The sequence below is a fragment of the Novosphingobium lindaniclasticum LE124 genome (assembly GCF_000445125.1).
In the GTDB taxonomy this organism is placed as follows: domain Bacteria; phylum Pseudomonadota; class Alphaproteobacteria; order Sphingomonadales; family Sphingomonadaceae; genus Novosphingobium; species Novosphingobium lindaniclasticum.
The window spans coordinates 1-12,834 of record NZ_ATHL01000091.1 but is presented as its reverse complement, the minus strand read 5'-3'; the positions used below and the strand labels follow the sequence as shown (position 1 = coordinate 12,834).

Annotated in this window: 14 protein-coding genes and 2 tRNA genes; 2 read left to right on the top strand and 14 right to left on the bottom strand. The window is 60.9% G+C overall.

Annotation, left to right across the window (positions count from 1 at the left end):
- Window positions 1-34: 34 nt before the first annotated feature.
- From L284_RS38890 to L284_RS38855, 10 genes are all read right to left on the bottom strand, one after another.
- Complete coding sequence (locus tag L284_RS38890) at window positions 35-628, bottom strand: plasmid pRiA4b ORF-3 family protein (protein ID WP_021234789.1); 594 nt, start codon at window positions 626-628, stop codon at window positions 35-37.
- The gene (gene tnpC / locus L284_RS47500; RefSeq protein ID WP_021234788.1) at window positions 625-2,214 is read right to left on the bottom strand and encodes an IS66 family transposase; all 1,590 of its coding nucleotides are present in this window, start codon (window positions 2,212-2,214) and stop codon (window positions 625-627) included. The genes L284_RS38890 and tnpC overlap by 4 nt, the downstream gene beginning before the upstream one ends.
- Window positions 2,215-2,281: 67 nt before the next feature.
- Complete coding sequence (tnpB, locus tag L284_RS38880; protein ID WP_021234787.1) at window positions 2,282-2,641, bottom strand: IS66 family insertion sequence element accessory protein TnpB; 360 nt, start codon at window positions 2,639-2,641, stop codon at window positions 2,282-2,284.
- Window positions 2,638-3,027 carry an IS66-like element accessory protein TnpA gene (tnpA, locus tag L284_RS38875; RefSeq protein WP_159830736.1) on the bottom strand — a complete coding sequence of 130 codons (390 nt, stop codon included), beginning with the start codon at window positions 3,025-3,027 and terminating at the stop codon, window positions 2,638-2,640. Before tnpA ends, tnpB begins: the two co-directional genes overlap by 4 nt.
- Before the next feature lie 168 nt (window positions 3,028-3,195).
- The gene (locus L284_RS47985) at window positions 3,196-4,320 is read right to left on the bottom strand and encodes a hypothetical protein (RefSeq protein WP_152524694.1); all 1,125 of its coding nucleotides are present in this window, start codon (window positions 4,318-4,320) and stop codon (window positions 3,196-3,198) included.
- A 2-nt stretch (window positions 4,321-4,322) separates the two neighbouring features.
- Window positions 4,323-5,885 (bottom strand): DUF3696 domain-containing protein, encoded by a 1,563-nt coding sequence (locus tag L284_RS47495; RefSeq protein WP_160172135.1) that lies wholly within the window; start codon window positions 5,883-5,885, stop codon window positions 4,323-4,325.
- Window positions 5,886-6,220: 335 nt separating this feature from the next.
- Window positions 6,221-6,297: transfer RNA gene (locus L284_RS38870), tRNA-Pro, on the bottom strand.
- A gap of 47 nt (window positions 6,298-6,344) precedes the next feature.
- Window positions 6,345-6,420, bottom strand: a tRNA-Ile gene (locus L284_RS38865).
- A 46-nt stretch (window positions 6,421-6,466) separates the two neighbouring features.
- A complete protein-coding gene (locus L284_RS38860; RefSeq protein ID WP_021234784.1) occupies window positions 6,467-7,489 on the bottom strand; it encodes a polysaccharide deacetylase family protein in 1,023 nt (340 codons plus the stop codon).
- Window positions 7,490-7,663: 174 nt separating this feature from the next.
- Window positions 7,664-9,550: a sensor histidine kinase gene (locus L284_RS38855; RefSeq protein ID WP_021234783.1), complete on the bottom strand. Its 1,887-nt coding sequence runs from the start codon at window positions 9,548-9,550 to the stop codon at window positions 7,664-7,666.
- A 253-nt stretch (window positions 9,551-9,803) separates the two neighbouring features.
- Here L284_RS38855 and L284_RS38850 point away from each other — a divergent pair, with 253 nt between their 5' ends.
- Together L284_RS38850 and L284_RS38845 are read left to right on the top strand one after the other, a co-directional pair.
- On the top strand, window positions 9,804-10,271 hold the full coding sequence (locus tag L284_RS38850) for an Lrp/AsnC family transcriptional regulator (RefSeq protein WP_031342574.1): 468 nt from the start codon (window positions 9,804-9,806) through the stop codon (window positions 10,269-10,271).
- Between the two features lie 20 nt (window positions 10,272-10,291).
- Window positions 10,292-10,813 (top strand): hypothetical protein, encoded by a 522-nt coding sequence (locus L284_RS38845; RefSeq protein ID WP_031342568.1) that lies wholly within the window; start codon window positions 10,292-10,294, stop codon window positions 10,811-10,813.
- On the opposite strand, the gene aroQ is transcribed toward L284_RS38845, so the two are convergent.
- The 4 genes from aroQ to L284_RS38825 all read right to left on the bottom strand — a co-directional run bounded on the left by aroQ (window position 10,777) and on the right by L284_RS38825 (window position 12,633).
- Window positions 10,777-11,214, bottom strand: coding sequence for a type II 3-dehydroquinate dehydratase (gene aroQ / locus L284_RS38840; protein WP_021234780.1), 438 nt, complete (start codon window positions 11,212-11,214; stop codon window positions 10,777-10,779). The genes L284_RS38845 and aroQ overlap by 37 nt on opposite strands.
- Window positions 11,215-11,313: 99 nt before the next feature.
- On the bottom strand, window positions 11,314-11,655 hold the full coding sequence (locus L284_RS38835) for a hypothetical protein (protein ID WP_021234779.1): 342 nt from the start codon (window positions 11,653-11,655) through the stop codon (window positions 11,314-11,316).
- A 128-nt stretch (window positions 11,656-11,783) separates the two neighbouring features.
- Entirely contained in the window at window positions 11,784-12,197 is a 414-nt protein-coding gene (locus L284_RS38830; RefSeq protein ID WP_031342564.1) for a holin family protein, read from the bottom strand.
- A gap of 79 nt (window positions 12,198-12,276) precedes the next feature.
- Window positions 12,277-12,633, bottom strand: coding sequence for a hypothetical protein (locus tag L284_RS38825; RefSeq protein WP_021234777.1), 357 nt, complete (start codon window positions 12,631-12,633; stop codon window positions 12,277-12,279).
- Window positions 12,634-12,834 lie beyond the last annotated feature (201 nt).

Below are 12,834 nucleotides of genomic sequence, written 5' to 3'. Positions count from 1 at the left end.
GTAAGCGCTGACGGAAGGCGGCGTTGACGTAGGGTTATTTGGCTTTCCGCGGGCGCGGCGCCCATTTCTTGGCAAGTGCCGCGAAGCGAGCGTGGATCACCTCGATGTTGGGTTGAGTGTGGGGGTCATGGTCGTCGCCAAGAGCATCCAACGCCTCTTCATGGTATTCATGCGACGGATCGGTGAGAGCCTCCAGTTTCTCGGCATAGCCCCAAGGCCCTCCCGAGTCCTCCGGTGGGCGCATTCCGGTAGCTTCGAGCAGGCGCGGATAGCTGCCTTGCAGGTCAGCCGGAGCGATGCCGTGGATCCTGACGCTGTGCTCCCATCCATCGCCAAAATCGTAGAGGTACTGGAAGGTCTTGCCGCGCATTCCCTCCAACGCCTCAGCGAGGGTCGTCTTTCGGGCATCAAGTGGGCCACCAAAGCCGTAGGACGGGTCAGGGATGCCGAAGCCCGTGCGCCCGAAGGTCAGCTCCCACAGATGGCTATCGGTCCATCCCAACGCTTCCTGGAAGGTAGTGTGCAAACGATCGAGCCGGATGCCGAGCGGTACTTCGATCATGCGGGTCACGGCGGGCGTCACGTCATCCAGAGTGATCGTCATGTGCACGACGAAGGCGTTGCTCAAGCAGCTTGCTCCAGGTTCAGGATCGCTTTTGCGGCCTGCCAGTTCCACGGCAGGAGTTCGTCGATCCGGTTGATTGGATGATTGCCGATACGCTCAATTACGTCGGTGAACCAGGCTTCGGGCTCAACACCGTTCAGGCGGCACGTTTCGGCAAGCGAGTAAAACAGCGCCGAGGCATCCCCGCCCTTGGTGGACCCGACGAACATCCAGTTGCGGCGCCCCAGAGCAACGCCGCGCAGGGCATTTTCGACCAGGTTGTTGCTGATCTCGAGCAGGCCATCGTCACAATAGCGAGCCATCGCTGCCCAGCGGTTAAGCGGATAGCGGCATGCCTTCGCCAAGGTGCTGTCCGAAGACAGCCCCTGCATCTGGGTCTCGAGCCATGGTCGCAGCGCAGCCAGTTTTGGGCGGGCCAGCTGCTGGCGAACCCGCCGTCGCTCATCGGGCGGTGCTCCCTTGATGTCGCGTTCGATCGCGAAGAGCTCGCTGATCCTCACCACCGCTTCAGCTGCTACCGGTGACGGGTTCTTTTCCAGAATGTCGGTGAACTTGCGCCGCGCGTGCGCCCAGCAACCGACCTCCGTCACCCCGCGCGGTGCCTTGGTCTTGGGGTCATGATACAGCGCGTTATAACCGGCATAGCCGTCCGCTTGAAGGTATCCGCGGTAACCGGCAAGGTGGGCTGCGGGATGCTTGCCGCCGCGCCCGGTCGTGAAGCGGAACGCCACAGCAGGCGGGCTCATATCCCCGCTTGAACGGCAGTCGCGCAGATAGACCCAGAAGTAGGCGGTGTGGCTACCGTCTTCGCCCTGCAGCAAGGTCACGGGCGTTTCATCGCCGTGTATCTTCGGAGCCTCCAGGATGTAGGAGAGCAACCGTTCGCCGAGCGGCGCCATCAGCCAGGCCAGCTTGCGCGACCAGCGGCCCATCACGTCACGATCAATTTCCACGCCTTGACGGCGCAGGATGACCGACTGGCGATGCCAAGGCTGATGATCGACGAAGCGGCTGACGATGAGATGCGCGAGCAGTGCGCTGCTTGCCATCACCTTGGGCAATGGCAGATCGATGGCCGGCGCCTGGCGGATTGTTTCGCAGGACCGGCAGGCGACGCGAGGGCGAACATGACGCAAGACGCGGAAGCAGGCTGGCACGTAATCCAGCACTTCCGTGACATCTTCGCAGATCACGGTCTCGTTACCCCCGCAGTCGCAGGGCTCGGGAAGATGCTGCGTCGTCTGGCGCGGGATATGCGCGGGGATCGGCGCCCTGGTTCCAGCCTTGCGCGTCGGTTTCGCCTTCGACGCCGCAGGGGCGTCATCATTGGCCGGCTCCGGGGCATCGACCTCTTCGAACATCAGGCGCAGCTGCGCGATGTCCATTTTCTCGGAGCTGCGACCGAACTGGACGCGCAGCAGCCTGGCCAGACGGTGCTCGAGCTTTTCGATCGTCAGTCCTTGAGCTTTGACGGTCTGCTTTGCCGCCCCCAGTTCGGCCCGCTCCAGCTCCATGACCTCAGCCATCTCCCGCAGCATTTTCTGCAGGAGAACAGGGTCTGTGGGAAGGCGATCAAGGTCGAACCGCATGCCCCGAACTATAGCGCAAGCCGCGATCCCATCCTACATAAAACGGCAGTTTCCTGCGGTTTATCGCTCAAGCGAGCGTCGGAACGGATACCTCGTCGTGAACAATCGCCTGCCGCCAATCCAGCCCCTCGATCAGCATCGCCAACTGCGCAGCCGAGAGCCGGGCGGCTGCTCCATCCTGGGTTCTGGGCCACACGAACTTTCCCCGCTCGAGACGTTTTGCATAAAGACAAAGCCCCGATCCGTCCCAGACCAGCGCCTTCAACCTATCGCCTCTTTTCCCGCGGAAGAGGAAAACAGCGCCGGAGAAAGGATCGAGCTGGAGGATATTGCGCACCTGCGCCGACAGGCCATCGAAGCCTTTTCGCATGTCGCACGGCGCCAGCGACAGATAGATCTTCGCCGACGGCGGCAGCGACAGGCTCAACGTTCAAGCTCCCCGACAACTTCGAGCGCCAATCTCAACGCCTCTCGGTCAACCAGCCTGTCGATCGAAACCGTGAAGTCGCCGCGCCGGATCTCGATCCGGCCGGCGTCAGATGGCATGGCCAGCGGTTCGGCAGGCGCCAACTCAACCGGCACGAACCCCGCCATAGCACCGCGGAGCAATTGCTTGCGCCAGGTGTAAAGTTGACCCGTTCCGATCCCGTACCGACGCGCCACCACCGCCATGATGGCGCCGGGCTGCGTCGTCTCCTTCAGGATCGCCAGCTTCTCTTCGTCGCTCCAATGCCGCCGACGTTCCACCCGTACGACCGCTCCGCCATCTCGGCGAGCACTCATACGAGGCTCTTTTGACTGCTCGATATCCACTCGCAAGGCCTCCATCTGCCCTGCGAAATTCACGCCGATCCCAATCCGCACAAGGCCGGGTTCCGTCGGCGCTTACCGAAAATTAGGGGTGGCGCCATTCAGTGCTGCCCCTATGTTTTTGGCCCCGCAAAGTTGCCCGTCAACGACCGTTTCGGAGCGTAACGCTTGTCACGAACGCCTTGCGGATGAATCGCCTGCTGCCAGCGTGAGAAGCGGGAGGGCGAACTTTTCGACGCCGGTACGATAGGCGGGGATACCTAAATCACACCGAAGTGCGCGGCTAACGCCTCGACTGAACCGAGAGCCTACCTGATTCTCGATAATCCAATCCAGCGTGTCTGATGGAAGGGCAATCTGACTGATGGCGGACAAACGCCCCGTTAGACTAGCGGTAATCGGTCCGATCTCATTTCGGAGTATTTGTAGTTGGGCGTGAAGAGAAGGGGTGCCGTCCTTAAGATTTAAATCTCTCCATAATACTATTTCAGCAGGATCTAGCTGCGGGAATTGCGGAAAGGCTGACGTAAATTTTTGCCTTTCTATAGGCCTGTTCATTGCTGAAAAATAAGTATCTAATAAGTTAGGCCCTATCATGTTCTCAATGGTTCGCCCCCACGTAACATCAAATCCAAAAAAAGGAGAATTTTCGCTGACGCCCAGCACGTGTGTCATCAATGACATCTCGTCAGTACACGCTGCGACCTTCTCAGCAGTCGTGTTGTGCTTAAATGGGGGCACGGCGGAAACTGCGTCTCTATCGCAGATAGCAAGGCCCTTGCACGGAATAGCTGTCTCAGCTTGGAGTGCGTGATGGCAAGAGCCTCCGCCACCAATTAAAGGCCGAAATGTAACGTAGGCGCTAGGGTAGCTCACTGTGGCATAATATTCACTAGCTATTATCCGCAATACAGACACATCGCGAAATCCTTCTCCAAGAAGGAATTTTTGCGTGAGAATGTGTGATTGACTAAGTATTCTATAAGATACTTGGCAGGTTTTACCACTGAAAGAAAAATTATTTTGTACCGTGGGTGAGCAGGCTCTAATTACTCGCGATGCAGCTTTCATTGCGGCAATATAATCATTGAGTCTGAGCGATATGAATGATGCCGTTCGTCTTGAAAGATCGCTGATAGCTGGGAGCTGTCGATAACGTACGGCTTGCGGTCGAGTAAGTGCGAGAATTAGGTTTCCCATGCGGTGGGCTGTGCACAGCAAATCAATAAGGTCTATCGCGGCTTGGCAGCCCGAATCGATTTCATGATCGATGGATTCGTCAATTTCGATGAACATATTTATCGGGCGGAAAAGAAGCCGACAGGCCAATTCACTATCATGCCGTACTCGTCAAACTCGGCAACACGGACGGTAGAACCGCCTATGTAATCATCTTTATCAACAAAATGCACAGCTACGTCATTAGTGGATAGGCGACCATAGCTAATTAGCTCACCTATTCGGCTTATCAATGCTTCGCTGTGGGTCTCCAATATGACGATTGGCGTATCCCCTCTGCGCTTTGCTTCTTCAATGGCGGCAACGAACAGATCGGCGAGATTTGCTTGATAGGCAGGGTGAAGATGTAGTTCGGGTTGCTCCACAGCAGATATGAGTATCTGTGTCATGCGTTGTCGAGCAATGAACCTATTTCTCTTCGTGTCACTATGGATTTGAGCGACTAAAGGAAGAACTTGAGAGTATCCAAACCCTACGTCAGCTAAATTATCATATTTTTCGTCGCCCGGGCGTCCAATCTCAATGCTTAAATGACCTGCCTCGGAGTGCGGTCGAACTTCGACGCCGAAAGCATCGCGCAAGATGTTGTTAAAGCTTGCAAGTTCATGGGGAGAAAGCGAGCCCAAATAGGTCGCGAGATTTTCCCCGGTATCGTCGATGCGGTCGACCGACAGTTCCTGCTCGCGGTAAAATCGATTGCCGCTGGCCCGAATAGGCCCAAGATACGATAGATTCTGCATTGCTGGGGTGACTATGGAGCCAATATATTCTAAAAGTGCTCCGCAATGGGTAAGTAATAGCAAGTCAGCAAGTCTATCGATGTCTTGCGGCCGCACGTTCTCAAGTCCCCTGAAATTGGGAAGGTCGAAGAGCGTTTTCAGAAGCAATGGCCGGGATACCAGCGGCATGATTGGCGAATGTGCTAAATCGATAAACGGTTGCTGTCTCCGTGCTCGCTGACTTGGAGCCGGAATCGACTCGTTTGAAAGATCAACTAAGCGTTGAAGTATAGAATATAGTTCATCGCGCGTGTCAGGATATTCGGAAACGCGTTCGCCTTTTTTGCTTTCAAAAAGAACGTACGGGAACAGTCGGCTGGAATCGAGGTGAAGGTCTTTCCAGTAAGAATTTTTCTCGTATTTTCGATCATTTATATAAATCAGGGAGCCGCTAATTTTGAATTCGAAAACAATTTTGTCATTGCCGACCATCAGTTCGATTTTTTCATAATGCGTTTTGCCGTCCACCCCTGCGCGAAGCACAGCGGTAAACTTCAAATCAGCTTCTACATCCGGCAGAGCTGCATTTGGCGACATGTAAGGTCGCGAGCGTCCAATGGATGTAAGAGGTTGATCACATAGATCGAACGTCAGGCGAATTGGCGCATTGGGATGATCGCGATTGATCACATCGGTGATGCGTCCGAAATCAACGGAAGAAGAGTTCCATAGGATAGGTGCCGAGGTGCCTCGCTCCATCGACTGCCTTAACAGGGGAAAAAGTCGCGTAAGCGAGCTTTTACCAGCGCTATTGCGTCCAAGAAGAATCGTGATCGGTCGAAGCTCGATCGTCGCCTTCTGAGCGAAGCTACGATAGTTTTCGACAGAGACAGAACGGAGCATGAATTTCCTTTTGCCGTGCATGGCTGCGATAATGACCTATCGCCATTTTAGTGCGTGCGACACCCCAAAGTTGACCACCCCACGCCTAGAGGCACCTATGTCCGTCCACTTTGGATGATCGGCTGGCCCTGTGCTGCAAATGTTTTGGTGGAGCCATAGGGCTTGAACGGAACCAGCCGACTTTCAGGCACAGTCCAAACCGCTAAGAAGCGTTACTGCCGGCAGGGTGCGAACTTTTCCACAGAGTTCCGTAACGAAACGCTGCTACGTTTTTCTGCTACGTTCAGCGAAAAACTTCCCTTGTAAGCCACTGAATACAAAGGGCAAAAAAGAAATGGTCGGGGAGACAGGATTCGAACCTGCGACATCCTGCTCCCAAAGCAGGCGCGCTACCGGACTGCGCCACTCCCCGACCCTTCGGGTGTCGATGATGTTTTCGAAGCCATGCCTCGATGCCGTTGGTGGGCCCGGCAGGATTCGAACCCGCGACCTAGCCGTTATGAGCGGCCAGCTCTAACCGCTGAGCTACAGGCCCCAACCGCTGCGCCCGGCTCCATCGACGAGGCCGGACGAGAAGCCCGTTAGCTGGGCAATCCGTTCTGTGCAAGCGTTACGCTGGATAGGATGTTGGCAACATTGCCGGGTTTTACACCGCGGCGTGCAAGATGCGCGAAAATCGTGCGCCACCAGTCGTAAAGCGCGTCGAGATCCTTGTCGCTGCGAACGTACGGCGTGAACCCCGGCGCCAGCGAGGGACTGTGGAACGAGAAGACCAGCACCGGCAGTCCCGCGTCGATAGCGACATCGATGCCGCGCAGGGCTTCCTCCGTCGTCACGCCCTCGGGAGTGAGAGGGATCCGTTCCAATAGTCCCGCCCGCGCCAGGGCGCCGCGAAGCCGGGGGATGCGCCAGAGCGCGGGATAGATCGCATTGCCGAGTTGACGAAGCGGGCCCCAGTAAACCGTGGTCAGAGGAAGTTCGAGCAGGCGCCTGTCATCGCCGGCCCAGTAGGGATGAAGAGGGTGATGACGATAGTTCGGGCCGCCCGAAGCGCTGTAGTCGAACCGTGCGCGAACGGAAGTGTCGATGGCGACGTCGAATTCGGTCAGGATCTCGGCCGTGCGCCGGCCGAGGCCATACCGGCCGGCGCGATAAATACGCGGGGCAGTGCCGAAGGCCGCGACGATCTTGTGGTACAGCCGCGCGAACTTCTCCCGCTCCAGATCGAAATCGAGATTGCCGGCATAGGAATTGTATGGTGTGACCGCCTCGTCGAAGGGCGGATTGACCCAGGGGTGCAACTGGACGCCGATTTCCGCGCGTCCGGCCGCAACGGCCTCGCCGATGGCTGCCGCCGCCAAAGGCGAAGCGGCGACTGGGTAGTCGACAAGGTAGATCGGCACGACACCGAACTCCTCGCAAAAGCTCTGAAAGGTCTGCAGTGCAGGAATGGACTGCGTGCCGTGCCGATTCCGGTCGAGAGGCGCGTTCCAGTCGAACTCCTCTTCGGTGTCCACCGTGACGATGAAGCGCTGGCCGAAATCCTCGCGGAACCGGGCAAGGGAATCGGCGCGGGGAGGCAGGAGAAGGTTGGTCTCCGGCAAGGCAGGTATTCCCTCGGATGGACCGCGTCCCGAAGAGGCGGTGGCTTGGACTGGAAAGCGGGCCGAGCGCGGAGGCCGGGCATCTTTTTTGTGGCACGATCTCGGTAAAGGCAAAACGTTCCGCTTCGGTAAAAGACCAGCAGCGGGAGGGCGGTTGATTTCGGTCTTTCGCGTTCAGACCGCCCGGATTTCGCCATCCTGCGCGCCGTCTGCCGCGCCGCCGGTCGTGGCGGGGAGGGAGAGCAGCAAATCGTGTCCGTCTCTCTGAAGGCCGCCCCCGGCGGCCGCGGCTTCGGCGGCGGCTAACCGCAAGGAGAAACCGATGCCGAACATGCCGGTCGAGAGGGACTGGCCGCGCTCGCTGGCGGGCATATCGAACAGGCTCTGCCCATCGCGGGCCAAGAGCAAGGCCGGCAGGGAGATCTGCAGGACCAGCCGCCCGTTCTCGAACCTGAGGCGAAGCGGCAGCACTTCCTGGGGAGCGGTCATGCCCGCCAGCACGGCGAAGAGGCGCCATATCAAGCGCTCGACTTCGGTGCGTTCCAGCGCAACGCGGAGGGGCGCGGCTTGTGGCTCGGGCAGCAGGAAGCCGCTGCCGCGCGGCTGCGTCCAGGCTTTCAGGCGCGCCACGGTCTCGCGCAGGACCGAAACGAGGTCGCTGTCTCCGGATTCAAGCCCGAGCGTTCCCGATTCGAGCTTCACCAGCCTGTCCAGTTCCTCGAACCCCGCAAGGATATGCGCACAATCGCCGGCGATTGCCGCGGCCAGAGCGCGATACTCGTGCGGTGCGGGGCCGTAGAGCTGTTGCTGGATGATCTCCGCCGCCACTTGGATGGCGTTGGCCGGGGTGCGCAGTTCATGCAGCACCTGGCGCATGCGATCCGCCTCGCTCGGCTGCGCCGCCGGCGGAGCATCCACGGGGGCGATTCGGCCGGGGCGGCGCAGCCGGCCGGCATAGCCGGTGAAGCGGCCGCTTGCGGGATCGAAGTGGGGCACGGCATCGACTTGCCACAAGCCGCTGACAGCGGGCGCTCCGGTGATATCGATGGCCACGGCGCGGAGCGGCTGGCGATGCCGCATGGACAGCGCGATTCCCGGTACTTGCGCCTGGACGAGGGAGGACGCAGGATCGAGCGGCTCCCTGTTCGCGGGATCGAGCGCGGCGAGATTGAGCCCGATCAGCGCGCCCGCATGCGGCCCTTCGGCCCAGGAGACCCGTCCCTCCGAGTCGGTTGCGAAGTCCATCGCCGCGAGCGGCACGGTGCTTTGCGGATCGCCGAGCGGGAGCCGCGTGGATGTGCCAGCGCCGCCGTGTTTTTCGCGTGCCTTGCGAAACTCCTCGATACGCCGGACGATGGCGCCGATGCCGGCCGAGTCCTCGGCGACGGGTTGGTCACGGACCTCGGTCGGTCGGTGGCTGCGCGGAGTCCCCAGCCCGGCTGCGCCGCGCGTGGCTGCCACCCGCTCCAAGTCCGCGAGCGAGGCGGGGGCAGGTGAACCCGCGGCGATCTCGGCCGTTTGCACTTCGTCGAGCAGGTCGAAAGGCTCGGCCTCTTCTGTCACGGAGACGGACGATGACCCTCCGGCAGCCCCGGCTCCCTGCGGCGTCGAAGGCGCCGGGCAGGGCGGCAGCCCCCGGTCGTGGATGCCGAGCCGGGCAAGCAGGGCATCGACTTTCTCGCCGAGATCCCGCCGGTGGCGCAGTATGCCGCGTGCCCGCACGGGGAGGGCGGGGACGAGTTCGAGCCATGCAGCCTCCTCCAGCCGAGCGGTGCCGATGGCGGCAGAAGCCACTTCCGGTTCCGCTTCCGCCAGCAGGGCCAGCAGGCGCGGATTGCTCAAGGGCTGGAGGGGGCCACGCACCAGGCGCGCGCGGTCGGCCGCCGATATGCGTGCCGCCAGTTCGGCCATGCGGGCGAACCCGGCATCGACCGTGTCCGAATCCACGTCGCCCGGCAGGTTCCCCAGAATGTCGATCAGCTGCCGATACTGGATACGTGCCAGCGCGTCCCCGGAGGACGGCAGGCGCAGCACCGTGGCAAGGCGATCGTCGAAATGCATTCCAGCTCCATAAGGCCATCGCGAGGCGTTGCGAAGCCCGCTCCACGATGACTCCGGTCAGCATAGGCCGAGAGTGGTTAAACCGGGGTCACCGAGGCCTTATCAAACTGTGCAGAGGCGGTAATCCGGTAGATTGTAGGCGTTGCAATGCGGGACGATTACGCTATGGGATAATATTATTACAGGGGTGTCAGCGATTTCGAGTGGATATTGCATGCCGGATGACGCTGCGCACCCGCAAGGAAAGTTTCGCATGATTAATCTCGATGACATCGATCGCCGCCTGCTTGCAGAGTTGCAGGACGAGGGGCGGATCACCAATGTCGAACTCGCCCAGCGCGTCGGTCTCACCGCGCCGCCCTGCCTGCGCCGCGTGCGCAGCCTGGAGGAATCGGGCATCATCCAGGGCTATCACGCCGATCTCGATGCCTCGAAGCTGGGCTTCACGATCACCGTCTTCGCACTGGTCAGCCTGAAAAGCCAGGCCGAGGAATCGCTGCGTGCCTTCGAAGACCACATGAAGGGCCTGCCCGAAGTGCGCGAATGCCATATGCTCAACGGCGAGATTGACTTCATCCTGAAGATCGTCAGCCGCGACCTCCAGAGCTTCCAGGAATTCCTGACCAGCAAGCTGACGCCGGCTCCGAACGTGGACAGCGTCAAGACTTCGCTGACGATCCGCACCGCCAAGAGCGTTCCCGGCGTGCCGCTGGAAGCCTGAGAGCGAATCACTGCGTGGCAATGATGAGAAAAACGCGCCGCGTCCTCCTTGTGGGCGCGGCGTTGCTGTTGGCGGCCGGGAACATCTGGTGGTTCACGCGCGGCCGTGATGCGCCCCAGCCCGATTTCGTGCTGGGAACGGGGCTCGAGAAGACAAGCGTCCCGGCCGAGGCCTTGCCGTCGCTTCCCCGGTACGATGCCGCCGGAACACAATGGCGCGAGCAGGGCCGTCCGCTCGCCTCCATCGGCGACCGTGTTCGTCCCTACAGCGGCGATGGAGCCAGCGGATGGAAGCCGAAGTCCTATGTGACGATCGGCGTGGAGGCGAGTGCGGGGCCGGACGAACTTCGCCCGATCTTCCTCGATCTCGCCCGGAAGGGGATCTGCGACGTGGCCGTCGTCCAGGACGGCACCGCGCCCGGTCCGGGCGGTGAGATCGAGGTCTTCATCCAGCACATCGTGTCGGTAAAGGACGGGAAGGGCGTCGTCGTGAACTGCGCTCCGGCTCAGAGCGCCGCCGCCCCCTCCAGCGCCAGCAAGTAGCTGCCCGCGCCGAAGCCCGCGACGGTGGCCTTGGCGGCCATGCCGACCCACGAGGTATGACGGAAGTCCTCGCGAGCGTGCGGATTGGAGAGGTGAACCTCGACCACCGGCACCTTGATGGAGCGGATCGCGTCATGCAGCGCGACGGACGTGTGGGTATAGGCACCGGGGTTGATCAGCACGGCATGGGCGCCTTCGTCCTCGGCTTCGTGCAGCCAGTCGACGAGGAAGCCCTCGTGGTTCGATTGTCGCATCTCGATCGTGCAACCGAGCGCTTCGCCGCGCTCCACCAGCATGGCGCGAATGTCCTCGAGGGTCTGCGAGCCGTAGATCGCCGGTTCGCGCTTGCCCAGCCGGTTGAGGTTCGGTCCGTTGAGGACGTAGACGAGCTTGCTGGCCATTTCGCTATTTTTCCCGGTGCGGTTGCTATCGGGACGCGGCTCTAAAGCATTTTCGCCTCCGCTGAAAACACCCGGCGGCAGGGCTTGCGAGGGAAGCGGTCAGCGCGGCGCTGGCATCTCGTCGCCGATCGGGCGGCCATCCGCCTGGAAGCCGGGCTGCTGCGGCGACGGCTCGGCAGCTTCGCCATCTTGAGGCGCATTCGCGGAATTGTCGCCTTCCGCGGCCGAACCATCGCTGCCGCCTTGGTAGAACCTGGCGAGTTCGGCCTCGTTAGCCTTGAGACGGGCGGTTGCAGCGGCGCGCTCGGCCTGCTGGCGAGCGGCTGCTTCCTGTCCGGCGGCGGCCTGCGTCTGCGCAAGCTGTCGTTCGCGTTCTTCCTCGCGGCTGGGACCGCAGGCGGCCAGCATGAGGGCGGGGACCAGGACCAGTCCGCCCCGCATGACGTTTCCAAATGCCCTTGGCCGCAACACTTCGCCTCCTTGCCCGACCGCTCTTGCGGTCCTGCAAGGAGGCTTATCGAAGAGCACTTGGCTTTGTCTTAACAGGCCGCCTTTTCAGCGGCTCCGCATCAACGATCGCTGCCCCTGGTCTTGCCCCACTGGCGCATGGCGGAATAGCCGAGGTATCCCGTGCCGAAGAGCGCGTAGAGCGGCTCGGGGATGCCGTTCAGGTAGGCGGCCATCGATCGGCCGATGGCCTGGGCGGTGACCGGGCTCACGGCGCCGATCAGGCCCATCGGCAGAGCCCAGAGAATCATAAGGTAGATGACGTAGAGAAAGCTCGGCCGCGCGCGGCTGGTCCAGGGGTCGCTGGAAGCGGCTTCCGCGACAATGGGGGAGAGACTCGCGCGAAGCAGTTCAAGTTCCTGGGAATTTTCGAGCTTGAGCAGTTCCAGTTTGGCGCGATCGCGAGCCTCGGGATCGGGGATCACTTTGTCGATGATTCGGGCAACAGGCGAGACGATCGAATCGAACAGGGCCATTTCGGGCACTCCCTTGGATGGTGGCCCGCAACCAGATAAACGAATCCGCCGATGTAGGAAAATGCCCGGCGAACCGCCGTCACCGTTTCCCGGCAGGCTTGCACATCCCTCCGGCGCGATCCGCCAGGGCGAAGTCTCCGGCCCGGAGCGCCGTCTTGCGCGCGTCCGAGCAGCGTCCGTCCGCCACCAGCGCGCCGACTTCCTCAAGGAGGCCCTGCTGCTTCTGCGCCTCTTCTCGGTCCGCGTTATCCTTGCGCAAACGCTCGGCTTCCTGAAATCCCGAATAGCGCCGCTGCGCCGGGTTTTCGTCGCCGTTCGGCTGGAGGGAGCAGGAGGCGATATTGCCGAGCCGGTAACAGGTCGACGTCTGCGCACCGGACGGCGAGGCCGCAAGCGCGGCGAAAACGAGCCCGATCGCTGCAAGAGTGAACTTCATCGGCGCCCCCCGAATGCCACAAGGCAAAGTCGCGCTTTAGATGAACTTACGGCGATTTCGCGTCAAGAACTTCCGGGGCGAGCGTAGTCTTCCCTTTTCGTCATTGCGAGAGCCGGGGCGGATGGCAGAGGCTCTGGTCCGACGAAGGCAGTATATAGAGCCCAAACGAAAAACGCCGCCTTCTGCACGAAGCAGAAGGCG

Coding starts and splice junctions, on each gene's coding strand:
- L284_RS38825 (WP_021234777.1), bottom strand. CDS start 12,633: ATGAAGTTCACTCTTGCAGCGATCGGGCTCGTTTTCGCCGCGCTTGCG.
- L284_RS47495 (WP_160172135.1), bottom strand. CDS start 5,885: ATGCTCCGTTCTGTCTCTGTCGAAAACTATCGTAGCTTCGCTCAGAAG.
- L284_RS47985 (WP_152524694.1), bottom strand. CDS start 4,320: ATGTTCATCGAAATTGACGAATCCATCGATCATGAAATCGATTCGGGC.
- L284_RS38855 (WP_021234783.1), bottom strand. CDS start 9,550: ATGCATTTCGACGATCGCCTTGCCACGGTGCTGCGCCTGCCGTCCTCC.
- L284_RS38830 (WP_031342564.1), bottom strand. CDS start 12,197: ATGGCCCTGTTCGATTCGATCGTCTCGCCTGTTGCCCGAATCATCGAC.
- tnpC (WP_021234788.1), bottom strand. CDS start 2,214: ATGCGGTTCGACCTTGATCGCCTTCCCACAGACCCTGTTCTCCTGCAG.
- L284_RS38845 (WP_031342568.1), top strand. CDS start 10,292: ATGATGAGAAAAACGCGCCGCGTCCTCCTTGTGGGCGCGGCGTTGCTG.
- L284_RS38835 (WP_021234779.1), bottom strand. CDS start 11,655: ATGCGGGGCGGACTGGTCCTGGTCCCCGCCCTCATGCTGGCCGCCTGC.
- L284_RS38850 (WP_031342574.1), top strand. CDS start 9,804: ATGATTAATCTCGATGACATCGATCGCCGCCTGCTTGCAGAGTTGCAG.
- aroQ (WP_021234780.1), bottom strand. CDS start 11,214: ATGGCCAGCAAGCTCGTCTACGTCCTCAACGGACCGAACCTCAACCGG.